The 24,167-nt window shown below is 70.3% G+C and carries 20 protein-coding genes and 2 tRNA genes; 14 read left to right on the top strand and 8 right to left on the bottom strand.

The window, feature by feature from the left end:
• Positions 1-352 precede the first annotated feature (352 nt).
• The 7 genes from DEJ17_RS13390 to DEJ17_RS13360 all read left to right on the top strand — a co-directional run bounded on the left by DEJ17_RS13390 (position 353) and on the right by DEJ17_RS13360 (position 8,184).
• Positions 353-1,969 (top strand): ABC transporter substrate-binding protein, encoded by a 1,617-nt coding sequence (locus DEJ17_RS13390; protein WP_071405356.1) that lies wholly within the window; start codon positions 353-355, stop codon positions 1,967-1,969.
• A 117-nt stretch (positions 1,970-2,086) separates the two neighbouring features.
• Positions 2,087-3,163 carry an ABC transporter permease gene (locus DEJ17_RS13385; protein ID WP_083404423.1) on the top strand — a complete coding sequence of 359 codons (1,077 nt, stop codon included), beginning with the start codon at positions 2,087-2,089 and terminating at the stop codon, positions 3,161-3,163.
• Positions 3,164-3,165: 2 nt separating this feature from the next.
• Positions 3,166-4,218, top strand: coding sequence for an ABC transporter permease (locus DEJ17_RS13380; protein WP_110894623.1), 1,053 nt, complete (start codon positions 3,166-3,168; stop codon positions 4,216-4,218).
• A complete protein-coding gene (locus DEJ17_RS13375) occupies positions 4,215-5,912 on the top strand; it encodes an ABC transporter ATP-binding protein (protein ID WP_110894621.1) in 1,698 nt (565 codons plus the stop codon). The genes DEJ17_RS13380 and DEJ17_RS13375 overlap by 4 nt, the downstream gene beginning before the upstream one ends.
• Positions 5,913-6,059: 147 nt before the next feature.
• Positions 6,060-6,989: an ATP-binding cassette domain-containing protein gene (locus tag DEJ17_RS13370; RefSeq protein WP_110864664.1), complete on the top strand. Its 930-nt coding sequence runs from the start codon at positions 6,060-6,062 to the stop codon at positions 6,987-6,989.
• Positions 6,986-7,996 carry a D-isomer specific 2-hydroxyacid dehydrogenase family protein gene (locus tag DEJ17_RS13365; RefSeq protein ID WP_258366816.1) on the top strand — a complete coding sequence of 337 codons (1,011 nt, stop codon included), beginning with the start codon at positions 6,986-6,988 and terminating at the stop codon, positions 7,994-7,996. The genes DEJ17_RS13370 and DEJ17_RS13365 overlap by 4 nt, the downstream gene beginning before the upstream one ends.
• A 115-nt stretch (positions 7,997-8,111) precedes the next feature.
• Positions 8,112-8,184 (top strand) — tRNA-Asn (locus DEJ17_RS13360).
• Positions 8,185-8,405: 221 nt separating this feature from the next.
• On the opposite strand, the gene DEJ17_RS13355 is transcribed toward DEJ17_RS13360, so the two are convergent.
• Positions 8,406-9,917, bottom strand: a complete 1,512-nt coding sequence (locus DEJ17_RS13355; protein ID WP_181421192.1) for a glycosyltransferase family 39 protein — start codon at positions 9,915-9,917, stop codon at positions 8,406-8,408.
• A 52-nt stretch (positions 9,918-9,969) separates the two neighbouring features.
• On the opposite strand from DEJ17_RS13355, the gene DEJ17_RS13350 reads away from it, so the two are divergent.
• The gene (locus DEJ17_RS13350) at positions 9,970-10,458 is read left to right on the top strand and encodes a hypothetical protein (RefSeq protein ID WP_110894617.1); all 489 of its coding nucleotides are present in this window, start codon (positions 9,970-9,972) and stop codon (positions 10,456-10,458) included.
• A 75-nt stretch (positions 10,459-10,533) separates the two neighbouring features.
• Here DEJ17_RS13350 and def read toward each other — a convergent pair whose 3' ends face one another.
• Complete coding sequence (gene def, locus DEJ17_RS13345) at positions 10,534-11,109, bottom strand: peptide deformylase (protein WP_110894615.1); 576 nt, start codon at positions 11,107-11,109, stop codon at positions 10,534-10,536.
• Positions 11,110-11,148: 39 nt separating this feature from the next.
• On the opposite strand from def, the gene DEJ17_RS13340 reads away from it, so the two are divergent.
• The 6 genes from DEJ17_RS13340 (at position 11,149) to DEJ17_RS13315 (ending at position 16,128) form a co-directional block, all read left to right on the top strand.
• Positions 11,149-12,063 (top strand): DMT family transporter, encoded by a 915-nt coding sequence (locus DEJ17_RS13340; protein ID WP_181421190.1) that lies wholly within the window; start codon positions 11,149-11,151, stop codon positions 12,061-12,063.
• A gap of 132 nt (positions 12,064-12,195) precedes the next feature.
• Positions 12,196-13,407, top strand: a complete 1,212-nt coding sequence (locus DEJ17_RS13335; RefSeq protein ID WP_110894612.1) for a glycosyltransferase — start codon at positions 12,196-12,198, stop codon at positions 13,405-13,407.
• Positions 13,408-13,420: 13 nt separating this feature from the next.
• A tRNA-Ile gene (locus tag DEJ17_RS13330) sits at positions 13,421-13,495 on the top strand.
• 7 nt (positions 13,496-13,502) lie between these two features.
• Complete coding sequence (locus DEJ17_RS13325) at positions 13,503-14,627, top strand: AI-2E family transporter (RefSeq protein ID WP_171907810.1); 1,125 nt, start codon at positions 13,503-13,505, stop codon at positions 14,625-14,627.
• A complete protein-coding gene (locus DEJ17_RS13320; RefSeq protein ID WP_110894610.1) occupies positions 14,624-15,469 on the top strand; it encodes a DUF1684 domain-containing protein in 846 nt (281 codons plus the stop codon). The genes DEJ17_RS13325 and DEJ17_RS13320 overlap by 4 nt, the downstream gene beginning before the upstream one ends.
• A gap of 158 nt (positions 15,470-15,627) precedes the next feature.
• Positions 15,628-16,128, top strand: coding sequence for a DUF3145 domain-containing protein (locus DEJ17_RS13315; protein ID WP_027465337.1), 501 nt, complete (start codon positions 15,628-15,630; stop codon positions 16,126-16,128).
• A gap of 223 nt (positions 16,129-16,351) precedes the next feature.
• Here DEJ17_RS13315 and DEJ17_RS13310 read toward each other — a convergent pair whose 3' ends face one another.
• The 6 genes from DEJ17_RS13310 to aceE all read right to left on the bottom strand — a co-directional run bounded on the left by DEJ17_RS13310 (position 16,352) and on the right by aceE (position 24,115).
• Positions 16,352-17,596: a beta-ketoacyl synthase gene (locus tag DEJ17_RS13310; RefSeq protein ID WP_110894608.1), complete on the bottom strand. Its 1,245-nt coding sequence runs from the start codon at positions 17,594-17,596 to the stop codon at positions 16,352-16,354.
• 88 nt (positions 17,597-17,684) lie between these two features.
• Complete coding sequence (locus DEJ17_RS13305) at positions 17,685-17,933, bottom strand: acyl carrier protein (RefSeq protein ID WP_017886710.1); 249 nt, start codon at positions 17,931-17,933, stop codon at positions 17,685-17,687.
• 117 nt (positions 17,934-18,050) lie between these two features.
• The gene (locus tag DEJ17_RS13300; RefSeq protein WP_258366814.1) at positions 18,051-19,103 is read right to left on the bottom strand and encodes a beta-ketoacyl-ACP synthase III; all 1,053 of its coding nucleotides are present in this window, start codon (positions 19,101-19,103) and stop codon (positions 18,051-18,053) included.
• Positions 19,100-20,041: an ACP S-malonyltransferase gene (locus DEJ17_RS13295; protein WP_110894606.1), complete on the bottom strand. Its 942-nt coding sequence runs from the start codon at positions 20,039-20,041 to the stop codon at positions 19,100-19,102. Before DEJ17_RS13295 ends, DEJ17_RS13300 begins: the two co-directional genes overlap by 4 nt.
• Before the next feature lie 95 nt (positions 20,042-20,136).
• Complete coding sequence (locus DEJ17_RS13290; protein ID WP_027465341.1) at positions 20,137-21,363, bottom strand: CdaR family transcriptional regulator; 1,227 nt, start codon at positions 21,361-21,363, stop codon at positions 20,137-20,139.
• Positions 21,364-21,370: 7 nt separating this feature from the next.
• Positions 21,371-24,115 (bottom strand): pyruvate dehydrogenase (acetyl-transferring), homodimeric type, encoded by a 2,745-nt coding sequence (aceE, locus tag DEJ17_RS13285; RefSeq protein WP_110894604.1) that lies wholly within the window; start codon positions 24,113-24,115, stop codon positions 21,371-21,373.
• Between the last annotated feature and the right edge of the window lie 52 nt (positions 24,116-24,167).

Below are 24,167 nucleotides of genomic sequence, written 5' to 3'. Positions count from 1 at the left end.
AGATGTGTATAAGAGACAGCCAGGCCGGGGGCGAAGTCGCGCGACTTGCCGTCGGCCCACCACAGCGGTCGCTCGAACCGTCGCCTGGCGCAGGAACGGGCAGGAACGGGCAGGGACGAGCGCCTGATCCCGCCGGTTGCACCACGCAACTTTCGTGCGTGACGCGCCGCTCGACTCCGGCGGAATCATGCATCATGCGACGACCCCGTGCATTACAGCGGTGTAAACAAATCGCCCTCGGTTCGTGCTGTTCCGTGACAGGGTGGTACCAATGAGCGTTCCTGACCGGGCACACAGACGTTCCATCCTCCGGGTCAGGACTCTTGCAATCATGATGAGAGAGGCAGCGGACATGGCATCCGTGACCAAGTGGGGCAAGCGCGGCATCGCGCTCGGCGCCGGTGCAGCAGCGACGGCGCTGGTGCTGACCGGCTGCGCGAGCAGCAGCGTGAGTGACACCGAACTGAACGGCCTGAGCATCGGGACGACGGACAAGATCACGTCCCTCGACCCGGCCGGTTCCTACGACAACGGCTCCTTCGCCGTGCAGAACCAGGTGTTCCCGTTCCTGATGAACACGCCCGTGGGGAGCCCGGACGTCGAGCCGGACATCGCCACGAAGGCGGAGTTCACGAACCCGACCACCTACGAGGTCACCCTCAAGGACGGGCTCGAGTTCGCGAACGGCAACAAGCTCACGTCGAGCGACGTGAAGTTCTCGTTCGACCGCGAGCTGAAGATCAACAACGAGAACGGTCCGCAGTCGCTGCTGGCCAACCTCAAGAGCATCGACACCCCGGACGACACCACCGTGGTGTTCAACCTGGACCACGCCGACCAGACCTGGCCGCAGGTGCTCTCGAGCCCCGCGGGCCCGATCGTCGACGAGGACGTCTTCAGCGCGACGAAGCTCACCAGCGCCGACGACATCGTCAAGGGCAAGGCCTTCGCCGGGCAGTACCAGATCAGCTCCTACAAGGAGAACGACACGATCCAGTACAAGACGAACCCGAAGTACGACGGCCTGCTCGGCAAGGCGAAGACCGACGAGGTCACCGCCAGCTACTACACCAAGGAGACCGACCTCAAGCTCGCCGTGCAGAAGGGCGACGTCGACGTGGCGTACCGCTCCCTGACGCCGACCGACATCTCGGACCTGCGCAAGGACGACTCCCTCAAGGTCACCGACGGCCCCGGCGGCGAGATCCGCTACGTGGTCTTCAACTTCAAGACCCAGCCGTTCGGCACCGGGCAGGACGACGCCGACGAGGCGAAGGCCCTGGCCGTGCGTCAGGCCGCTGCCGACGTGGTCGACCGTGCCCAGCTCGCGAAGGAGGTCTACAACGACACCTTCACCCCGCTGTACTCGATGGTCCCGGACGGCCTGACCGGCGCGGTCCAGCCGTTCAAGGAGATGTACGGCGACGGCGACGGCGGCGCGGACGTGTCGAAGGCGAAGAAGACGCTGTCGGACGCCGGCGTCAAGGGCAAGGTGCAGCTGGACATCCAGTACGCGCCCGACCACTACGGTTCGGCCTCGGACGACGAGTACGCGCTGCTCAAGCAGCAGCTCGAGGACTCCGGTCTGTTCACCGTCAACATCCAGTCGACGGTCTACACGACCTACGCCCAGGAGCGCACCAAGGACGCCTACCCCGTGTACCAGCTCGGCTGGTTCCCGGACTTCTCCGACGCCGACAACTACCTGTCGCCGTTCTTCACCAAGGAGAACTTCGTCCAGAACCACTACGACGACCCGGAGATCCAGGACCTCATCGCGAAGGAGCAGGCCGAGTCCGACCCGGACAAGCGTGCTGACCTGATCGAGCAGGCCCAGGAGCGCGAAGCCACCCAGATCTCGACGCTGCCGCTGCTGCAGGGCAAGTCCGTCGCGGTCGCCGGCAAGGACGTCAAGGGCCTGACCCTCGACGCCTCGTTCAAGTTCCGGTACGCCACCCTGAGCAAGTAGCACCAAGCCCCACGTGCAGGCCGCGGGCGTTCCCACGAGGGACGCCCGCGTGCCTGTGCAACGGCGACGAAAGGCACACACCCCGTGACCCTCAGCACTCCCGAGGCGACGCAGGACGTGAACGGCACCGATCCCACCAAGCCACAGGCACAACGCAGTGCCAAGAACAGTGGCGGCGGACTCGGCCGGTACATCCTCGTCAGGTTCCTCCTCATCATCCCGACCGTCTTCATCCTGGTGACGCTCGTGTTCTTCCTGATGCGCGTCATCGGGAACCCGATCACCGCGTCGGTCGGCGGTCGACTCACGCCGAGCCAGCTGCAGGAACGCCTGCACGCCGCCGGGTACGACCGGCCGGTGCTCGTGCAGTACTTCGAGTACCTCGGCAACATCCTGCGCGGTGACTTCGGCACCTCGTCGACGGACAACCGTCCGATCACCGACATCATCGTCACGTACGGCGGTGCGACCGCGGAGCTCGTGTTCTACGCGCTCATCGTCGCGCTCGTGCTCGGCATCCCGCTCGGCATGCTCGCCGCGTACACACGTGACAAGTGGCCGGACGTGCTGCTCCGTGCGCTCGCGATCCTGACCTACGCCACGCCGGTGTTCTTCGGCGGTCTGCTGCTGAAGCTCGTCTTCTCGGTGTGGCTCGGCTGGCTGCCCCTCGGCGACCGCGCCTCGACCCGGGTGTCGCTCATCCTCGACGGCATCCCCGGCGCGAGCGGCATCTACATCATCGACGCGCTCCGCACCGGCAACGCCGCCGTCATCGGCGACGTGCTCCAGCACGCCGTCCTGCCCGCGCTGACGCTCGGCCTGCTCACCGCCGGCATCTTCCTGCGCCTGGTGCGCGCGAACATGATCGGGTCGCTCGGCTCCGAGTACGTCGACGCCGCCCGGTCCCGCGGCGTGCGCGAGTCGCGGCTCGTCCGCACCCACGCGTTCCGTCCAGCGCTCGTGCCGATCATCACCGTGATGGGCCTGCAGATCGCGATGCTCCTGGGCGGCTCGGTGCTCACCGAGACGACCTTCGGGTGGCGCGGCTTGGGCTTCGAGCTCAACCAGTACCTGTCGGCCCGTGACTTCGTCGCGGTGCAGGGCATCGTCGCGATGCTGGCGGTGATCGTCGCGGTGACCAACTTCATCGTCGACGTCGTCGCCGCCCTCATCGATCCGAGAGTGAGGTTCTGACGATGGTCGACACCACCCTCGTCGACCGCCACGAGCCGCTCTGGAAGCGGCTCCCCGTGGTGGTCCAGCTCCGTCGGAGCACCGGCTGGCAGCGCGCCATGCTCATCGTCGGCGTGGTCATCTGCGCCCTCTACCTGCTGATCGCGGTGTTCGCCCCGCTCCTCGCCCCGTACGGCTTCGGCCAGCTGCAGGGCACGGACGGCCAGAGCTTCCCGCGCACGGGAGCACCGAGCGCTGAGCACATCTGGGGCACCACGGTCGGCGGTTTCGACGTCTTCAGCCGCGTGCTCTACGGCGCCCGCACAGCCGTGCTCGTCGTCATCGTCGCCGTGATCGTCTCGATCATCGTCGGCGTCCTGCTCGGCATGGTCTCCGGGTACCTGGGCGGCTGGCTCGACCGCGTCCTGGTGGTCGTGGCCGACGCCATCTACGCGTTCCCGTCGCTGTTGCTCGCGATCATCGTGTCCATCGTCATCTCCGGCGGCAACTCGAGCTACTCGGGCGGCATCATCGCGGCGGCGATCTCGATCACCGTCGTCTACGTGCCGCAGTACTTCCGCGTGGTCCGTGCCGAAGCCGTCCGGCTGAAGAACGACGCGTTCGTCGAGTCGGCGCGCGTGATGGGCACGAACCCGTGGCGCATCATGACGCGGCACGTCCTGCGGAACTCGACGCGATCCCTGCCGCTCATCCTCACGCTGAACGCCAGCGACGCGATCCTGACCCTGGCCGGCCTCGGTTTCCTCGGGTTCGGCATCGGCCCGACCTCCGGCGCCGAGTGGGGCTACGACCTGAGCCGTGCGCTCTCGGACGTCGCGAGCGGCGTCTGGTGGACCGGTGTCTACCCGGGTGTCGCGATCGTGGTGCTCGTGCTCGGTGTGACCTTCATCGGCGAGAGCCTGAACGACATCTCCGACCCCCGCCTGCGCGCACGCCGACGGCTGAAGCAGCTGGTGTCCACGCGCGACGCGCGCGGTACCAAGGCAGCGCGCGACGCCCGCGACGGCGAGGCACCGCGCAACGCGGGGAACGACACGGAAGGGACGGGCGCATGACCCCGACCACCCGCCTGCAACCGGGCGACACCACCACCGAGCCGGTCGTCGTCGTCGACGACCTGACCGTCACGTTCGCGACCGACGGCGGTGCCGTCGACGCGGTCAAGGGCGTCAGCCTCGACGTCCGCCCGGGCGAGGTCCTCGCCCTGGTCGGCGAGTCCGGCTCCGGCAAGTCGGTCACGGCCCGCAGCATGCTGCGGCTCATGCCGGAGACTGCGACGCTCGGCGGCGCCGTGCTGCTCGACGGCACCGACGTGGTGAGCGTCGGCGCGCAGAAGCTGCGCAGCCTGCGCGGGACGGCCGGGGCGATGGTGTTCCAGGAACCGTCGACCGCCCTCAACCCGGTCTTCACCGTCGGGTGGCAGATCGCCGAGGGGCTCCGCGCCCACGGCGGCGTGTCCAAGAAGGAAGCACGGGCGAAGGCCATCGACTACCTCGGTCGCGTCGGCATCCCCGACCCCGAGACCCGCGTCGACCACTACCCGCACCAGTTCTCCGGCGGGCAGAAGCAGCGCGTGGTCATCGCGAGTGCACTGGCCCTCGAACCGAGCGTCATCATCGCGGACGAGCCCACGACGGCGCTCGACGTGACGGTGCAGGCCGAGATCCTCGACCTGCTGCGCCGCTGCCGCGACGAGTTCGGCACCGCGATCGTCGTCATCACCCACAACATGGGCGTGGTCGCCGACCTGGCCGACCGGGTCGCGGTGATGTACCAGGGCGAGATCGTCGAAGAGGCGACGGCTGCGGCACTCTTCGCCACCCCGCAGGCCGACTACACCAAGCGGCTGCTCGCGGCGGTGCCCCGGCTCGAAGCGTCGACCGGGGTGGCCCGGCGTGCCGCCATCTCCGAGGACGTCACGCCGCTCGTCGAGGCGAAGGGGCTCGAGATCGAGTACCCGGGGCGGCTCGGCTCGCCGGCGTTCAAGGCGGTCAAGGGCGTCGACCTGGCGATCCGTCCGGGCGAGGTCCTCGGCCTGGTGGGGGAGTCCGGTTCGGGCAAGACCACCATCGGCCGGGCGATGGCCGGCCTGACGAAGGTCACGGGCGGCTCGCTCAAGGTCCTCGGCGCCGAGATGCTCGGGTACCGCGAACGCGACTTCAAGCACCTGCGCAAGGACATCGGGTTCGTGTTCCAGGACCCGGCGACCTCGTTCAACCCGCTGCTGACGATCGCCGAGTGCGTCGCCGAGCCGCTGGTCGTGCACAAGGAGGTCTCGAGCCCCCGTGCCGCGCGCAAGCGGGTCGACGAGCTGCTCGAGGCCGTGCAGCTGCCGGCCGCGTACGGTGACCGCTACCCGCACGAGCTCTCCGGTGGGCAGCGCCAGCGCGCGTCGCTCGCCCGGTCGCTCGCGCTCCGGCCGAAGCTGCTCATCGCCGACGAGCCGACGAGTGCGCTGGACGTCTCCGTGCAGGCGCGCGTGCTCGAGCTCTTCCTCGAGCTGCAGCAGGACCTCGGCTTCGCGTCGTTGTTCATCAGCCACGACCTCGCGGTCGTCGGTGCGCTGTCCGATCGGATCGCGGTGCTGTACCGCGGCGACCTGGTCGAGACGGGCACGACGGCGCAGGTCCTCGGCGCGCCGCAGCACCCCTACACGCAGCGGCTCCTCGCGTCGCTGCCGGTGCCGGACCCAGCAGAGCAGGCGGAGCGACGGCGTACGCTGGAGCGACTGGAGCACGCCGGGTCCTGACCCGCCGTGACCACCCTGGAGGCCCGGCCTGCGTCGTCGACGCACGCCGGGCCTCCCGGGTGGTCGTCTCCACTGCTGCACGCACGACGGGTCTGCCAGGGCGGCCCGTCGCGAACCGCCGCCAGGGGGCGGCGTGGAAGGGGACCCATGATCGCGGTCAACGGACCGGCGGTCGTCGCGGACGACGTGTCGATCGAGTACCGGGGCGGACGCGGGGGCGAGTCCATCCGGGCCGTCGACGGCGTGAGCCTCACGGTCCGGCAGGGGGAGATCCTCGCCCTGCTCGGTGAGTCCGGCTCGGGCAAGTCGACCTTCGCCGCCGCCATCGCCGGCCAGCTCGGATCCCACGGCGAGGGCGAGGGGGCCCTCCGTCGGCACATCGTCGGCGGCGAGCTGACCGTGCTCGGCCAGAAGACCCGGGGCCTCCGTCCCTCGTCGCGCAAGCTCGAACGGCTGAGCGGCCGGATCGGCTACCTGCCGCAGGACGGCGCCGACCGGCTCAGCCCGGACCTGACCGTGGGCGAGGCCGTCGCCGAACCGATCTACGCCCGCGACCGCCGGTTCGACCGGCGCGAGGCCGGGCTCATCGTGGCCCGGCTGCTCGACGCGGTGCACCTGCCGCTCGGGGCGATGCGCCTGAACACGTGGGAGCTCTCGAGCGGTCAGCGCCAGCGTGTCGCCCTGGCGAAGGCGCTCGTGCTCGAGCCCCAGCTCCTGGTCGCGGACGAACCAGCGCGCGGCGTCGACGTACTCGTGCGGCAGTCCGTGCTCGAGGCTCTGGCGACCCTGCAGCGCGGCCGGCAGTTCTCCGCCGTCGTCGTGTCCAGCGACCTGCGCGAGGCCCGCGCCCTCGCCGACCGCGTCGCCGTGATGGCCGATGCCCGGCTCGTCGGGCTCGGCACCTTCGACGAGGTCCTCGACAACCCCGTCGACCCCTACGTCAAGACCCTCGCCTCGACCGCGGCCCGCGGCGTGAAGCGTCGTCCGGCACCGACCACGGCCCGCCGTTCGTCGGCGCCGCGCCGTCCGCTCGCCGCCGGCACCGGCCCGCGGACCGACCGTCAGGAGAACGCGTGAGCACCACCGACCAGGGCCCCCGCGGCCACCGCGCCGTCGTTCCCACGTCGGGTGCACCGCTGCCGATCGAGGCTCCGGAGCCCGGGCCGGTCGCCGTGCTTCCGGAGCCGACGGACCTGCACGTGGACGCCGTGACCGAGGCCGGCGGCACCGTCGCACCGCTCGATGCCGACACCCGCGGGGTCGTCTGGCTCGACCCCCGCGACCCGGCCGGCCTCGCCGACGCGCTGTCGTCCGCACCGGGGGTCGGCTGGGTGCAGCTGCCGTTCGCCGGCGTCGACGCATTCGCGCACCTGATCCAGGAGCACGGCGACCGCGTGCTTTTCACCTCGGCCAAGGGCGCCTACGCCGAGCCCGTCGCCGAGCACGCCCTGGCACTGACCCTCGGCACGCTCCGGGTCCTGCAGAAGCGCGCTCGTGCATCGTCGTGGGCGACCGAGCCCGAGGGCGTGTCGCTGTACGGGCGGAACGTCGTCGTGATCGGCGCCGGGGGGATCGCGCTCGAGTACCTCCGGCTGCTCGCACCGTTCGACGTCGACGTCACCGTCGTGCGCCGCTCGTCCGAGCCCGTGCCGGGAGCCGCGCGGACCGTCACCACCGACGAACTCGACCGGGTCCTGCCCGACGCCGACGTGGTCATGATCGCGGCGGCGATGACCTCGGGCACCGCGAAGCTCTTCGGCGAGCGGCAGTTCCAGATCATGAAGCCGTCCGCCCGGCTCGTGAACATCGCGCGCGGCGGACTCGTCGACACCGACGCCCTGGTCGCCGCACTGCGATCCGGTGCGATCGCGGCGGCCGGCCTCGACGTCACCGACCCGGAGCCGCTGCCCGACGGCCACCCGCTGTGGTCCGAGCCCGGAGCGGTCATCACGCCGCACCAGGCGGACACCCCGGAGATGGTCGCGCCCCTGCTCGCCGAGCGCGTCCGGCTCAACACCGCGGCGTTCCTCGGGGGCGACGGCGAGGGCTTCGTGGGCGTCGTCGACCCGGTCGCCGGGTACTGATGCGCGGACCCCACCACGCGGCGCGCCCGGGCGGCGTGTCCGATGCGGTGGAGGCCCCCGGGGTCCTGCTATGCTGTTACCCGTTGTTCGCACGTCATTCGCCAGCGGACAGTGATCCTCGATAGCTCAATTGGCAGAGCAGCCGGCTGTTAACCGGCAGGTTGTTGGTTCGAGTCCAACTCGGGGAGCGATAGGTCCTCATCCCTTCGGGGTGGGGACCTTTTGCGTTCCGCGCTGCGTGGGGAAGACGCCGGCGTCTTCGTTGCACGCCGCCTCGTGCTCGAGACGCCTCCGGATTCGGCGGTGTCTCGCCGGTTCAGGGGCGTTCTGGCACGACGCCGGCGTGTGCCTGGGACGCCGGCGTGTGTCTGGGACGCCGGCGTGTGCGCGGGACGCCGGCGTGTGTGGGTCAGCGGTCGTCGGGCTCTTCGGGCTCGATGCTCAGGGTGCCGTCGCGGTTGTTGTCATTGATCACGCCGGTCTTCGTGACGTAGACGTCGAGGTAGTCGAGCCGGAAGTGCTCGAGCTGGTCGTCGTACTCCGCCAGGAACGTGCGGACCTGCTTCGGCATGGGGCGCCGGTCGTCGTGGCCGACCACCACCGCGTCGAACGGTCCGAGCTGCGGCTTCTGCGTGCCACGGTCGCCGAAGTAGATGCGCCAGGTGTTCGCGCTGAACCGGGCGAACAGGACGTTCTCGTCGTCCTTGCCCCGGACCTCGAGCGCGTCCGCCAGCATCGCGATGCCGCTCGGACGGGTCTGCACGACGGCGACGCCGAGTCGTGCGACGGGGATCAGCAGCGCGGCGACGAGCACTGCCGCCGTGATGCGTCCGACCGGCGGCCGGACGGTCGCCAGTCGCCCGTACCCGATCGCCGCCAACGCGATGATGAACGGCATCCACGCGTCGTAGTAGTACGGCAGCGAGACGTTGGCGACGATGACGTAGAAGACCAGGAAGACACCGAGGGCGATGCCGAGGTACGCGACCAGGCGGTCCGGGCGGACGACGAGGGCGGCGACCACACCGATGGTCAGGACGGTGAGCAGCAACCAGCCCGTGCCGTCAGCGAGGAACGCGAAGTTCGCCCACCACGGCGCCGACGGGTAGATCGTCCCGAGGATGGTCGTCGGGTGTCCGTGGGCGTTCTGCTGCGCCTGGAACCGGAGCATCTGCCCGATGGCCCGGAAGAGCCCGACCGGCAGGTAGACGACCACGAACACGACCACGAACGCGACGCCGCCGTACAGCGCACCGACCCCCAGGTCGCGCCACCGACGGAACAGCAGGGGGAGTGCGCCCACGGCGAGGACGAGCACGGCTGTCGACACCTTCGACGTCACGGACAATGCGAGCAGCGCACCCGCTGTGGCCACCCACCACCGGTTACCGGTCCGCATCCACCGCCAGGCCGTGGCGAGCGAGGCGACGGCGAAGAAGACCATGAGGGGCTCGAGCATCGCGAAGCGGTCGATGCGGACGCCGATCACCGACCCGGCCTCCGCCCAGGACGAGCCGGAGCCACGCGGCGTCAGCCACCACATCGCAGCCGCGGTCAGGCCGGTCCAGAAGCCGACTTCGCGCCGCAACCAGAGGAACAGCACGACACCGGTGCCGAGCATCGCGGTGGTGGCCACCAGCCGCGGCCCGAGCGGCCCCTGGCCCACCACGAGCTGCGCCACGCCGTAGACGTACTTCGCGAACGGCGGGTGCTCGAGGTTCAGCGAGAAGTCCCCGTGCACGTAGGCCCAGCTCGCCCGGAGGTACACGAACTCGTCGTTCACGATGGTCGGACGGCCGAGGTGCCAGTACGCGACGAACACGGCGGCGACGGCGACGGCGACGAGTGCCGTCACGCGGACGGGACGGGAGTGCAGGCGTGGGATGAGGACCTCCGGGACAGAGCGGTGCTGGACCATCATCGCAGGAGCCATCGTGCGGGTCTGCCGCGGTCGATGCTGTTAGCGTTCACAGGTGCACCGTTCCCGTTCGCCTCGACTCACGCTCCTGGGTGTCGTCGTCGCCGTGACGGTGGTGCTCACCGGCTGCAGCAGTGTCGGCCCGGACTCCGATGCGTCCGAGGACCCGACGAGCTCGGACACCGGCCTGGGCTCGGGCGCGTCGCCGGTCGTCTTCGGGTTCGTCTGTGACGGCGACGGCGAGGACCGCGCGACCTACACGACCTACTCGGCGGTGTGGGAAGCCGAGCGTACCGACTGCTCAGCGAAGCGCCTGACCGGGTCGGTGCCGTCGAGCCAGCAGCAGGCCGCGGTGGCGGCGGCGCGCGGTGACGCGAGCCTGGTCGAGCTCGCGAGCGTCTGCGCGGTGCGCGGTGCGGACCCCTGGACCTCGGCGGTCGCCGACCAACGCGGCGCGAACCTGGCCGCAGGGCTGCTGCGGTACTGCCCGGGACACCCGGAGACCGACCACCTGCGGGACGCGCTGGCGGCCTACCGGGGCTGAGCCGGGCCTCCAGGCCGACCGCCGGACCAGCGACGGGCTGGACTGGACGGCACCGGGTGCCGACGCCGACGGGCGTCAGCCCTCGGGGTGGTCGCGACCCGGCAGCCAGGACTGGCCGGGGCCGCCCCAGCTGCTCTTGCGGATCGCCTTGCCGACCTGCTTGCCGTAGGGGTGCACCAGGCGGTCGGCGTAGAGCCAGCCGTCCAGGTGGTCGTACTCGTGCTGGAAGATCCGGGCCAGCCAGCCGTGCGCCTCGACCTCGAACGGGGTGCCGTGCTCGTCGAAGGCACGCAGCAGGGCGCCCTCGGAGCGGCGGAGCGGGAACCGCTCGCCCGGGATCGACAGGCAGCCCTCGGACTCCTCGTCCTCGTCGAGTTCCTCGACGGACTCGGGGACCGGGGGCATGATCCACAGCACGGGGTTCACGGCGGCGCCCCGGTGCAGGACGTCGTCGTCGTCGGTGTAGGAGTACACGAACAGGCGCTTGCCGACGCCCACCTGCGGTCCGGCCAGGCCGACGCCGGGGGCCAGGTCCATGGTCTCGAGCATGTCGGCGACGAGGGTGCGGAGGTCGTCATCGAACGCGGTGACCTCGGCTGCACGCTCGTGCAGGACGGGTTCGCCGGTGATGCGGATCGGGAGAACGGCCATTCACCCAGGTTATCCGGCGGGGGACGGTAGCCTCGACGCGTGACGACGGACCTCCAGCTGCCGGACGCCGTGAGCAACCTCACGCCGTTCCAGGCGCTGATGATCCCGGTGGCGCTGATCGGTGCGGTGTTCCTGTCGCTCGGGGCGCAGTTCCAGAGTCGCGGGGTGCAGCGGGTCGAGGCTCGTCTCGGGCGGCAGTCGAAGGGGCTGAGCGTCCGGCACGTGATCGGGCTCGTCTCGAGCGGCTACTGGGTGCTCGGCACGCTCATGCTCGGCATCGCGGTGGTGCTGCAGCTGGTCAGCATCACCTTCGCGCCCCTGATCGTCGTGCAGCCCCTGGGTGCCGTGGCGTTGGTCATCACGACGTGGTTCTCGTCGCGCTCGTCCGGCGTGCCACTCGGTCGTCGTGCCCGGCGGGCCGTGTGGACGTGCATCATCGGTGTCGGCATCTTCGTCGGCATCGCGGCCTTCGTCGGGCACGAGAGCGCGATCACCCGCCAGCAGCTCGTCACCGTGCTGGTGATCCTGGCGGTCGTGCTGGTGCTCGTGCTGGTGTCGTTCCGCCTGGTGGCCAAGCGTCGCAGCGCGCTGTACTACATCGTCGGGGCCGGGGTGCTCTACGGTTTCGTGGCGACGCTGGCGAAGGTGGTGCTGAACCGGTTCGTGAACGGCACCTTCGACTGGCTGACCGTGCTCGCCATCGTCGGGGTGGTCGTGGCGGCCTCGCTCGGTGGGTACTTCGTGCAGAACGCGTACTCGAGTGGTTCGGCCGACCTCGTGATCGCGGGGTTGACGGTGATCGACCCGATCGTCGCGGTCGGCATCGGCGTGATCGTGCTCGGCGAGGCCTCGGGGGCGCCGTGGTTCGCGGTGGCGGGCTTCGTGGTGGCCGCGGGCATCGCCATCACCGGGGTGTTCCTGCTCGCTAAGCACCACCCGCAGACCCGGGCCTGACGCGGGCCGGCGGTGCACTCGCCGCGCGCCCGGTGGTCGCCGCCCTCATCCGCGCGGCTGACGCGACCGTCGATCCTGGTGCGATAGCGTCACTGCCGACCAGCCATCGCCCACGAGAGGACGACCTCAGCCGTGTCAGGAGACGCCACCACCGCCACCGCCGGACCGACGGGTGCGACCGGCGGTCACCGACCGTTGCGCGTGCTGATCGCAGCGGACACCTTCGCCCCCGACGTCAACGGCGCCGCCACCTTCGCCGAGCAGCTCGCCGTCGGACTGGCCGAGCGCGGGCACGAGGTGCACGTCGTGGCCCCGGCCTCGAGCCGCCACTACGGCACCTTCGACGAGGAGCACCACGGCGTCACGCTCGTCGTGCACCGCCTGAAGTCGTACAAGTGGCCGCTGCACCCGTGGCTGCGCTTCGTGTGGCCGTGGAGCGTCCGGAAGTGGACCGGCCCGATCCTCGACGCCGTCAAGCCCGACGTGCTGCACATCCAGTCGCACGTGGTCATCGGGCGTGGCATCGTGCACGAGGCGAACGACCGCGGCATCCGGGTCATCGCGACGAACCACTTCATGCCGGAGAACCTGCTCGAGTACACGCCGTTCGGCAAGTGGACGCTGCCCCTCGCGCTGAAGATCGCGTGGAGCGACGCCGCCAAGACCTACCGGTTGGCCGACACCATCACGACGCCGACGAACCTGGCCGCCGACTACCTGCGGAAGGCCATCGCCGGTCAGCAGGTCCTGGCGATCTCGTGCGGCATCGACGCGTCCCGGTACGTGGCGCGCGAGGGACGCCCGGTCAACAATGACATCGTCTTCGTGGGTCGTGTGGCCCCCGAGAAGAACCTCGACGTGCTGGTCCGTGCGGTGGCGCTGCTGCCCGCCGAGCTGTCCGCGACGCTGACCATCGTCGGCGACGGCGAGATGATCCCGAAGCTCACCGCGTTGGCGAAGGAGCTCGGGCTCGAGGACCGCGTGCGGTTCCTGGGCTTCGTCTCCGACGAGCGCAAGCAGGAGGCCCTGACCAACGCGACGGTGTTCGCGATGCCGTCCACGGCGGAACTGCAGAGCATCTCCTCGCTCGAGGGGATGGCCTCGGGGCTGCCCGTCGTCGCCGCCGACTCGATGGCGCTCCCGCACCTGATCGACGGCAACGGGTACCTGTTCGCCCCGGGTGACGTGGACGACCTGGCGGCGAAGCTCACGACGGTGCTCACCGCGCCCGAGTCGAAGTACGTGGCGATGCGGGATCGCAGTCTGGTCATGATCGAGGCACACGACATCAACCGCACGCTGTCGACGTTCGAGTCGCTGTATCGTGGTGAGCCGGTGGCCTGACGGTCTCCGGCGAGGGGCGGTAGCCAAGCTGGTCAAGGCAGTCGGCTCATAACCGAACGATCCGCGGGTTCGAGTCCCGCCCGCCCTACGTGCACATGCCAAGGAAGCGCGACACGTCGCAGGACGACCACGCACCGACACCGAACGTCACCTTCGAGGTGACCCGTGGCGGTACGGGCGTGCGCGTGAACGCCTTCCGCCTCGGGTTCATGGGCGCCATCGGGGTGCTCGTCGCGCTGCTCGCCGGTGCGATCATCAACGAGCTCAGCACGGTGCTGGTCTACATCGGGGTCGCGCTGTTCTTGGCACTCGGCATCGACCCGCTCGTGTCGTTCCTGGAGCGGATCATCCCGCGCTGGTCCGCCATCACGATCGTCGTGGTCGCGGTCCTCGGGGCCTTCGCCGGCATCGTGTTCGCCGTGGTGCCGATCCTGGTGGAGCAGGCGTCGAACCTGATCCAGAACTTCCCCGACATCGTGCAGGACATCTCGCAGCAGCAGTGGGTGCAGGACCTGTCGAAGCAGTTCGCCGGGTCGTTCGACATCGACCACGCCCTGCAGTCGCTGCAGTCGTTCGTCGAGAAGCCGGGCAACCTGCTCAGCGTCGGCGGCGGGATCCTGGCGGTCGGCAGCGGCATCCTGTCCGGGGTCACCGGGGCGCTCATCGTCATCATCCTGATGCTCTACTTCCTCGCGTCGATGCGGGGCATGAAGCGTGCGACCTACCGGTTCGTGCCGGCGTCGCGCCGCCAGAACTTCATCGACGTGAGCGAGCAGATCACGCAGGCCGTCGGCCGCTACGTCGTCGGGCAGGTGTCGCAGGCGCTCATCAACGGCATCCTCAGCTTCATCTTCCTGCTCATCATCGGGGCGCCGCTGCCCGTGCTGCTCGCGTCGTTCGCGTTCCTCGGTTCGCTCATCCCGCTCGTCGGCACGCTCGCCGCCGCGATCGTCATCTCGCTGCTCTGCTTCTTCGCGTCGCCGGCCACCGCCCTCGCCGCCGCCATCTACTACCTCGTCTACATGCAGGTCGAGGCCTACCTGATCTCCCCGCGCATCATGTCGCGGGCGGTCCAGGTGCCCGGCGCGCTCGTGGTCATCGCGGCGGTCGCGGGCGGCACGATCGGCGGCGTGCTCGGCGCACTCGTGGCGCTGCCCGTCGCGGCGTCGGTCATCATCATCGTGCAGAAGGTCATCTACCCCCGCCAGGAGCAGGCGTGACGAGCGGCACCGGCGCACCGGACGACGCGGTCGTCGCCGCCTTCGCCGAGCACGTCCACGACCGTGACCGCTGGGCGCGCAGTGCCCGTGGGCCGCTCGCCCTGGTGAACGCCCAGCACGTCGACCACCCGCAGCCGGTCTGGCCGGTCCCCGGGACGTGGGCCCCGGCGGTCGGCGGACTCACCGTGACGGCCGAGGCCTCCGACGGTGTCGTCGTCGACGGCGTCCCGGTCGACGGTACGGTCCTGGTGGCCGGGGACACCGCCGTCGTGCCGTCGACCGTCGCGCTGCCGGACGGCTTCGCCGGCACCGTCAGCGGCGACACCCTGCGGGTGTGGGACCCGTCGTCCGAGGCGATCGCCCGCTTCGCGCAGATCGCCCGCTTCGCGTGGTCCGGCGACTGGGTGACGTCCGGCAAGTACGTCCCGCTGGCGGGAGACGCCCTGGAGGCCCGTGGCAGCGTCCGCGACGCCGCCGGCGACGCCCTGCCGGTCGCCGGACACGTCGAGACCGTCGTGGGTGGTGCAACGGTGCGGTTCGTCGCCGTCCGGTCGGCTGCCCACCGCGGAGCCCCGCGGCTGCAGCTCATCGTGCAGGACGCCACGAGTGCCCTGCCCGAGGACGACCCGGGCAGCACCTACTCGATGGGTCGGTTCCTGTACCTCGACGACCCCGGCACGGCAGCCACGGTCGAGCTCGACTGGAACCTGCTGGGCCTGCCGCCGTGCGCGTTCTCGTACCAGTACGCGTGCCCGATCCCACCGGAGGACAACCGCGTCCCGGTGCCGATCGCGGCGGGGGAGCGACACCCGGTCGACGCGGACGGTGCCGTCCTGCACTGATCGGGGTCGGTTCCTTGCCGTTCCCAGCCGCGGCGCTGCATAATGGGCGTGTCCCGTCGGGACATCACAATCGCATACCGATGGTTCCGTGGCCCCTCGGGTCAGGATCCTCCGCACCAGGTCGATGGGGAAGTCGCACCTGACGTATCGGAGGAACCGTGAACGGAACGACGACAGGAGTGCTCTACGTGCACTCCTCACCCCGCGCGCTCTGCCCGCACGTCGAATGGGCAGCAGGTCGCGCGATGAACCGCGCCGTGAACTTCTCGTGGCTCGACCAGCCCGCACAGGACGGTGCGCGCCGGACCGAGTACACGTGGACCGGTGCGGTGGGCGCCGGCGCCGCGATCGCGTCGGCCCTGCGCGGATGGGAACACCTGCGGTACGAGGTCACCGAGGAGCCGACGAGCGCCTCGGACGGCGGTCGCTGGATGCACACGCCCGACCTCGGTGTGTTCTACGCACAGACCGACGTCACGGGCAACATGGTCATCCCCGAGGACCGGGTGCGCTACGCGATGGAGGTCGCGGGCAGCAACGCCCTCGAGCTGCACCGTGAGCTCCGACTCGCCCTCGGGCAGGCCTGGGACGACGAGCTCGAGCCCTTCCGCCACGCTGCCGAGGGCAACCCGGTCGTCTGGCTGCACCGCGTCGGCTGACCCGGGCTCGCGGCACGCCGGCGTGTCGGGTGCGCCAGACGCCGGTGTGTCGTCCGGACACCGCCACAGACTCGAGACGCCGCCGAATACGGCGGCGTCTCGTCGTCCCCGGGGCGTCGCAGCGACACGACGGCGTATGGGCGGGGGCTGAGAGTCGACCACCGGAACGACGCCAGGCCCGCCCCGACGACGCGGGACGGGCCTCCTGGCAGGGTGCGACGGATCAGACGCTGCGGAACGCGACCACGGCGTTGTGGCCGCCGAAGCCGAACGAGTTGCTGACCGCGAGCAGGTCGCCCTCGGGGAGCGCTCGCGGCTCGCGGGCCACGTCCATGACGATCTCCGGCTCCTGGTCGTGCAGGTTGATCGTCGGCGGGGCGACCCGGTTGTGCAGCGCGAGGACGGTGAAGACCGCCTCGATCGCACCGGCACCGCCGAGCAGGTGCCCGGTGGAGGCCTTGGTCGCGGACACCACGACGTCGTCCAGGTGGTCGCCGAAGACCCGACGCATCGCGTGGTACTCGGCCACGTCCCCGACGGGGGTCGACGTGGCGTGCGCGTTGACGTGCACGACGTCCGTGGTGCTGGCGTCGGCGTGCTCGAGCGCCTGCAGGACGGCACGTGCGGCGGCGCTGCCCTCGGGGTCCGGTGCGGTGATGTGGAAGGCGTCCGAGGTGATGCCGGCACCGGCGACCTCGGCGTAGATGGTCGCACCGCGGGCCTCGGCGTGCTCCTTCGACTCAAGGATGAGCGCCGCGGCGCCGTCACCGAGCACGAAGCCGTCGCGCGTGACGTCGTACGGACGCGAGGCGGTCTCGGGGGAGTCGTTGCGGCGCGACAGGGCCTGCATGGCGGCGAACGCGGCCAGCGGGAGCGGGTGCAGCGCGGCCTCGGCGCCACCGGTGATGACGATGTCCGCGTCGCCGTCGGCGATGTGCCGGTACGCCTCGGCCAGCGACTCGGTCGACGACGCGCAGGCCGACAGGTAGGTGCGGGCACCACCACGGGCGCCGAACTCCATCTCGATGGCGGCGGCCGGGCCGTTCGCCATGAGCATCGGGACCGTCATCGGCAGGACGCGACGCGGGCCCTTTTCGCGCAGGGTGTCCCACGCGTCGAGCAGCGTGTTCACGCCGCCGATGCCCGTGGCCCAGTCGACGATCAGACGCTCGGGGACGACCGACTCGTCGTCGATGCCGGCGTCGGCCCAGGCCTCGCGCGCGGCGACGAGTGACAGCTGCGACGAGGGGTCGAGGCGCTTCGACTCCGGGCGCGTGAGCTGGTCGGTGAGGAACCGGCGGCCCTGGCCGGCGAACTCCACAGGGAGTTCGAGCTCGGCGTAGCGCGGGTCCTCGATGCGGGTGATGCCGGACTTGCCGGCGAGCAGCGCGTCCCAGGTGTCCGGGGCGGTCGCGGCGAGGGGTGAGATCGCACCGATCCCGGTGACGACGACGGTCTTCTTGGTCATGGGACGACGTGTTCTTTCGTGTGGGGTGAACAAGATGAGCGCCGCAGCCCGCAGGGGTCCGCGGGCCGCGGCGCTCAGGAAGCTCGTGTCAGGCCTGGGCCTTGACGATGTAGTCGACCGCGTTGCCGACGGTCTTGAGGTTCTTGACCTCTTCGTCCGGGATCTTCACGTCGAACTTCTCCTCGGCGTTGACCACGATGGTCATCATCGAGATGGAGTCGATGTCGAGGTCGTCCGTGAACGACTTGTCGGCGGCGACGGTGTCGGTGGCGATACCGGTCTCGTCGTTGATCAGCTCGGCCAGGCCGGCGAGGACTTCTTCGTTGGACAGGGCCATGAGTGTTCTCCTTGAAGGGGGGTGTCGTTTGACCGTGGACCAGCCTAGGGCACACGGGGTCCGGGTGCGCGGAGGCTCGTCGGGATGATGCCGGTCGCGTGCGCGACCGGGACGGGATCAGGGGAGGACGACCACCTGGGCGCCGAACACGAGTCCGGCACCGAAGCCGATCTGCAGGGCGAGGCCGCCCGACAGGTCCGGGTGCTCCTCGAGCAGGCGGTGCGTGGCGAGCGGGATGCTCGCGGCGGAGGTGTTGCCGGTGGTGGTGATGTCGCGCGCGATCGTCACCGTCTCGGGCAGGCCGAGCTGCTTGGCGAACTCGTCGATGATCCGGATGTTCGCCTGGTGCGGCACGAACGCGGCGAGGTCCTCCGGACGGACGCCGGCGGTCTCGAGCGCCTGACGGGCGACCTTCACCATCTCCCAGACTGCCCAGCGGAACACCGTCTGACCGGCCTGGCGCATGGTCGGACGGGGTGCCCCCGCTTCCCACTCGTTGTAGGTCGCGGTCATGCCGATGGCGTCCCACTTCGAGCCGTCGGAACCCCAGATGGTGGGGGCGATGCCCGGGAAGTCGCTCGGGCCGACCACGGCGGCGCCGGCACCGTCCCCGAGCAGGAACGAGATCGAGCGGTCGGTCGGGTCGACGACGTCGCTGAGCTTCTCGGCCCCGACGACCAGCACGTGGTCGGCGAGCCCGGACTTGATGAACGAGTCGGCCTGGGCGATGCCGTAGGCGTACCCCGCGCAGGCGGCGCTGATGTCGTACGCGGCGGCCGGGGTGGCTCCGATGCGCTCGGCGAGCAGCGACGCCATCGACGGGGTGGCGACGGTGTGCGTGACGGTGCTGACGAGCACGACGCCGATCTGGGTCGGGTCGATGCCGGCCTTCTCGATGGCCTCGCGCGCAGCGGCCTCGGCGAGGTCGACGGCCTCGACGTCCTTGCCCGCGCGCTTGCGGGTGATGATGCCGGTGCGCTGGCGGATCCACTCGTCGGACGAGTCGATCGGGCCGACGAGGTCGTCATTGGGCACGACGTTCTCACCGCGGGCGGCGCCGAACGCCAGGATCCGGGTGAACTCGTGGCCGCGGCGCTGCTGGAGCAACGGACGCGCGGATCCGGTCGGGAGGCCCGTGGGTGCGTCCGTCGGGGTGGTCGGGTCGGTCATGCGGTTGCGTCTGCTTCCTGGCCCGCGCGCTGCAGCAGGTCGATCGCTGCCGGCAGGTCGTCGGGGGTCTTGATGGCGACGGTCGGCGTGCCGCGGAGGCCGCGCTTCGCCAGGCCGACGAGGGCACCGGCTGGTGCGAGCTCGATGATGCCGGTCACGCCGGCGGCCGAAAACGACTCCATGACGGCGTCCCAGTGCACGGGGTTCGCGATCTGCTGGACCATCAGGTCGACGAAGCGACGACCGTCGTCGACCCGCGAGCCGTCGGCGTTCGTCCAGATCGGCAGGGTCGGGTCCTGCACGGTGGCGGCGGCCGCGACCGGGGCGACCCGCTCGACCGCGGGGGCCATGTAGCGGGTGTGGAACGCGCCGGCGACGGCCAGCGGGATCACGCGGGCCTTGGCGGGCGGATCGGCGGCGAGGGCCGCGATGGCGTCCGCAGCACCGGCGACGACGGTCTGGCCGCCACCGTTGTGGTTCGCGGGCACCAGGCCGTGCTCGGCGAGGGCTGCGGCCACAGCGTCGGCGTCGCCACCGAGGACGGCGGCCATCGAGGTCGGCTCGAGCGCGGCGGCGTCGGCCATCGCCCGGCCGCGCTCGGCGACCAGGGCGACGGCGTCGGTCGGCTCGAGGATCCCGGCGACCGCGGCAGCGGTGAACTCGCCCACCGAGTGTCCGGCGACCCCGCCCACCAGGGCACGACGGCCCTCGGCGAGCAGCGCGTCCGCGGTCACCAGGCCGGCGGCGACGATGAGGGGCTGCGCGAGCGCGGTGTCCTTGATGGTGTCCGCGTCGGAGTTCGTGCCGTGCTCGGCGAGGTCGACGCCGATCGACTCCGACCACTGCCCGACTCGTTCACGAACGGTGGCGTCCTCGAGCCAGGGGGCGAGGAAGCCGGGGGTCTGGGAGCCCTGTCCGGGCGCGACGACGACGATCACCGGACAATCCTCGCGTTCTCGTCCCGCGGGGCCCGTGTGGACTTCCCACACGAATCCCCGCGGGACATTGTCGGTTCTCTACCGTCCGGAGCGCTCTAGCGTCGGGGCGTGATGCGGCGGCGTCCGGTGGCGGACTCGGACATCGCGCCGAGGATGAGCGCCGACTGCACGATCAGGGCGTCACGGGCGTGCGTGGCGTCCCAGCCGATGATGTCGGCGACCCGGCGCAGGCGGTAGCGCACGGTGTTCGGGTGCACGAACAGCTCCCGCGCCGTGGCCTCGAGCGAGCGGCCGGTGTCCAGGTAGCACCAGAGCGTCTGCAGGAGCTCGGTGGACTGGTCCTTGAGCGGGACGTAGATGCGCTGCACCAGGGCCGACCGGGCGAGCGGGTCGCCGGCCAGGGCACGTTCGGGCAGCAGGTCGTCGGCGAGTGCCGGTCGGGGCACCCCGCGCCAAGCACGTGCCACGGCGAACCCGGCGAGGGCGGCCTTCGCGCTGGTCGACGCGTCGACGACCCCGGGGACCTCGTTGCCGAGGACCAGGTGGCCCTCGCCGAACAGCGGTTCGAGGGCCTGCGCGATGGTCGTGAAGGAGACCGGCTCCTCGCCCTCGGGCACGTCGTCGCGCGGCGTGGCGCGACCGATCACCACGACGAGCCGCGATCCCTGGACCCCGACGAGCACGTCGGCGTCCATGTGCCGTGCGGTCCGGCGGACCTGGTCGACCTCGAGCTGCTTCGGTGCGGTGCCGACGAGCACCGCGACCTCGCCGTGCCCGTGCCACCCGAGGGCGGCGATGCGGGACGGCAGTTCGTCGTCGTACTCGCCGGACAGGATCGAGTCGACGACGAGTGCCTCGAGCCGGGCGTCCCACAGCCCGCGGGCCTCGGCCGCGCGGGCGTAGACGTCGGCGGCGGCGAAGGCGATGTCGCGGGAGTACTTGAGGATCGCCTCCTGCAGCATCTCGTCGTCGGCGGCGCGTTCCTCGACCACGGTGACCACGACACGGATGAGCTGCAGGGTCTGCTGCAGGCTCACGGAGCGCAGCAGCTCACGCGGCGCGGACCCGAAGACGTCGGCCGCTGCGATCCACGGCGTCGACGCGGTGCCCTCGAGCCAGCTGATGAACGAGGTGATGCCCGCCTGGGCGACGAGGCCCACGGCGGAGCGACGCCCCGGTGGCATCTCGCTGTACCAGGGGAGCGTGTCCTCGAGCCGCTTGATCGTCGCGGTGGAGAGTTCTCCGGACACCTGACGGAGCCAGGAAAGCGCGCGCTCGCGCGCGCTCTCCTGGCTCTCGTGGTCCGGTCGGACCGTCGTCACGGGTTGATCAGCTCTCGCCGCCCGCGCTGCCGGTGGTGCCGGCGGTCACGTCGTGCAGGCGGTACTTGTCGATCGCCTGCTGGACGAGCGCGCCGTCGACCTTGCCCTGACGGGCGAGCTGCTGCAGCGTCCGCACGACGACCGAGGGGCCGTCGATGTGGAAGAAGCGGCGGGCGGCCGCGCGGGTGTCCGAGAAGCCGAAGCCGTCGGCACCGAGCGTGGCGTAGTCGGTCGGCACGAACGGGCGGATCTGCTCCTGCACCAGGTGCATGAAGTCGCTCACGGCGACGACCGGTCCCTCGGTGCCGAGCAGGCGCTCGGTGACGAACGGCGTGCGGGCCGGCTCGTTCGGGTTGAGGAACGCCTGCTGCTCGGCCGCCACACCGTCGCGGTAGAGCTCGCCCCAACTCGTGACGCTCCAGACGTCGGCGGACACGCCCCAGTCCTCGGCGAGGAGCTGCTGCGCCTCGAGGATCCACGGCACGGCGACACCGGACGCGAGCAGCTGGGCCTTGGGGCCGTCGTGCTCGCTCGACTTGAGCAGGTACATCCCCTTGAGGATCCCCTCGACGTCGACGCCCTCGGGCTCGGCCGGCTGCACCAGCGGCTCGTTGTAGACCGTCAGGTAGTACATGACGTTCGGGTCGGCGTGCTTCGGCGAGCCGTCCTCGTTCGTGCCGTACATGCGGTCGAGGCCGGCCTTGACGATGTGGCCGATCTCGTAGCCGTACGCCGGGTCGTACGAGACCACGGCGGGGTTCGTCGTGGCGAGGAGCGGCGAGTGGCCGTCCGCGTGCTGCAGGCCCTCGCCCGTCAGCGTGGTGCGGCCGGCGGTCGCGCCGATCATGAAGCCGCGGGTCATCTGGTCGCCGGCGGCCCAGATCGCGTCGCCGGTGCGCTGGAACCCGAACATCGAGTAGAAGACGTAGACCGGGATGAGCGGCTCGCCCTGCGTCGAGTACGAGGTGCCGACCGCGGTGAACGCCGCGAGGGCGCCCGCCTCGTTGATGCCGACGTGGATGATCTGGCCCTGCGGGCTCTCCTTGTAGGCCAACAGGAGCTCGCGGTCGACCGACGTGTAGTGCTGGCCGTTCGGGTTGTAGATCTTCGCCGACGGGAAGTAGGCGTCCATGCCGAAGGTGCGTGCTTCGTCCGGGATGATCGGGACCACGCGGTTGCCGAAGTCGGGTGAGCGCAGCAGGTCCTTCAGCAGGCGCGCGAACGCCATGGTCGTGGCGACCTCCTGCTTGCCGGAGCCCTTCTTGACGACCTGGTACTTCGAGTCGTCGGGCAGCGTGAACTGCGTGTACTTCGTGCGACGCTCCGGCACGTAGCCGCCGAGCGCGCGACGACGCTCGTGCATGTACTGGATCGCCTCGTCGTCGTTGCCCGGGTGGTAGTACGGCGGCGTGTAGGGGTTCTCGTCCAGCTGCGCGTCGGAGATCGGGATGCGCATCTCGTCGCGGAACTGCTTGAGGTTGTCGAGCGTGAGCTTCTTCATCTGGTGGGTCGCGTTGCGGCCCTCGAAGCTCGGGCCGAGGCCGTAGCCCTTGACCGTCTTCGCCAGGATGACCGTCGGCTGGCCCTTGTGCTCGGTCGCTGCCTTGAACGCGGCGTAGACCTTGCGGTAGTCGTGGCCGCCGCGCTTGAGGTTCCAGATCTGGTCGTCGGTGTAGTCCTTGACCAGCTCGAGCGCCTTCGGGTCGCGCCCGAAGAAGTTCTCGCGCACGTAGGCACCGTTCTCGGCCTTGTACGTCTGGTAGTCGCCGTCCGGCGTCTGGTTCATCAGGTTGAGGAGCGCGCCCTCGGTGTCACGGGCGAGCAGGTCGTCCCACTCGCGGCCCCAGACGACCTTGATGACGTTCCAGCCCGCACCGCGGAAGAACGCCTCGAGCTCTTGGATGATCTTGCCGTTGCCACGGACCGGACCGTCGAGTCGCTGCAGGTTGCAGTTGATGACGAAGTTCAGGTTGTCGAGGCCGTCGTTCGCGGCGACCTGGAGCTGCCCACGGGACTCGACCTCGTCCATCTCGCCGTCGCCCAGGAACGCCCAGACCTGCTGGTCCATGGCGTCCTTGATGCCGCGGTTCGACAGGTACTTGGCCTGCTGCGCCTGGTAGATCGCGTTGATCGGGCCGATGCCCATCGACACGGTCGGGAACTGCCAGAAGTGCGGCATCAGGCGCGGGTGCGGGTACGACGACAGGCCGCCGCCGGCGTGCGACTTCTCCTGCCGGAAGCCGTCGAGCTGGTCCTCGGAGAGGCGCCCTTCCATGTACGCGCGGGCGTACATGCCGGGGGACGCGTGGCCCTGGAAGAAGACCTGGTCGCCACCGGAGGGGTGGTCCTGCGCGCGGAAGAAGTGGTTGTAGCCGACCTCGTACATCGCGGCGCTCGACGCGTACGTCGAGATGTGCCCGCCGACCGCGATGCCGGGACGCTGTGCGCGGTGCACCGTGATGGCCGCGTTCCAGCGGATCCAGCGGCGGTACCGGCGCTCCAGCTCTTCGTCGCCGGGGAACTCCGGCTCGTTCTCCGGCGCGATGGTGTTCACGTAGTCCGTCGTCGGGACCATCGGCACACCGAGGTGCAGTTCCTTGGACCGCTTGAGCAGGCTCAGCATGATCTCGCGACCGCGCTGGTGTCCGTGGGTCTGGACCAGCCCGTCGAGGGACTCACGCCATTCGGCGGTCTCCTGCGGATCCTGGTCGTTCGCCCCGGTGCTGTACGGGTCCTGGTCGTTCACCGTCACCCTTGACCTCGTTCGTTCTCGTGGTGGTGGACATGGTGGCTCCGGTGGTCGG

The sequence above is a fragment of the Curtobacterium sp. MCSS17_011 genome (genome assembly GCF_003224275.1).
Taxonomy (GTDB): Bacteria; Actinomycetota; Actinomycetes; order Actinomycetales; family Microbacteriaceae; genus Curtobacterium.
The sequence above is the reverse complement of the archived record's forward strand: the minus strand, read 5'-3'. Positions and strand labels throughout refer to the sequence as shown.

Bases quoted from the DNA above. Each gene is read 5' to 3' on its own strand.
- DEJ17_RS13305 (WP_017886710.1), bottom strand. From the start codon at position 17,933: ATGGCCCTGTCCAACGAAGAAGTCCTCGCCGGCCTGGCCGAGCTGATC.
- DEJ17_RS13375 (WP_110894621.1), top strand. From the start codon at position 4,215: ATGACCCCGACCACCCGCCTGCAACCGGGCGACACCACCACCGAGCCG.
- DEJ17_RS13370 (WP_110864664.1), top strand. From the start codon at position 6,060: ATGATCGCGGTCAACGGACCGGCGGTCGTCGCGGACGACGTGTCGATC.
- def (WP_110894615.1), bottom strand. From the start codon at position 11,109: ATGGCCGTTCTCCCGATCCGCATCACCGGCGAACCCGTCCTGCACGAG.
- DEJ17_RS13355 (WP_181421192.1), bottom strand. From the start codon at position 9,917: ATGATGGTCCAGCACCGCTCTGTCCCGGAGGTCCTCATCCCACGCCTG.
- DEJ17_RS13310 (WP_110894608.1), bottom strand. From the start codon at position 17,596: ATGACCAAGAAGACCGTCGTCGTCACCGGGATCGGTGCGATCTCACCC.
- DEJ17_RS13390 (WP_071405356.1), top strand. From the start codon at position 353: ATGGCATCCGTGACCAAGTGGGGCAAGCGCGGCATCGCGCTCGGCGCC.
- DEJ17_RS13325 (WP_171907810.1), top strand. From the start codon at position 13,503: ATGCCAAGGAAGCGCGACACGTCGCAGGACGACCACGCACCGACACCG.
- DEJ17_RS13380 (WP_110894623.1), top strand. From the start codon at position 3,166: ATGGTCGACACCACCCTCGTCGACCGCCACGAGCCGCTCTGGAAGCGG.
- DEJ17_RS13300 (WP_258366814.1), bottom strand. From the start codon at position 19,103: ATGACCGACCCGACCACCCCGACGGACGCACCCACGGGCCTCCCGACC.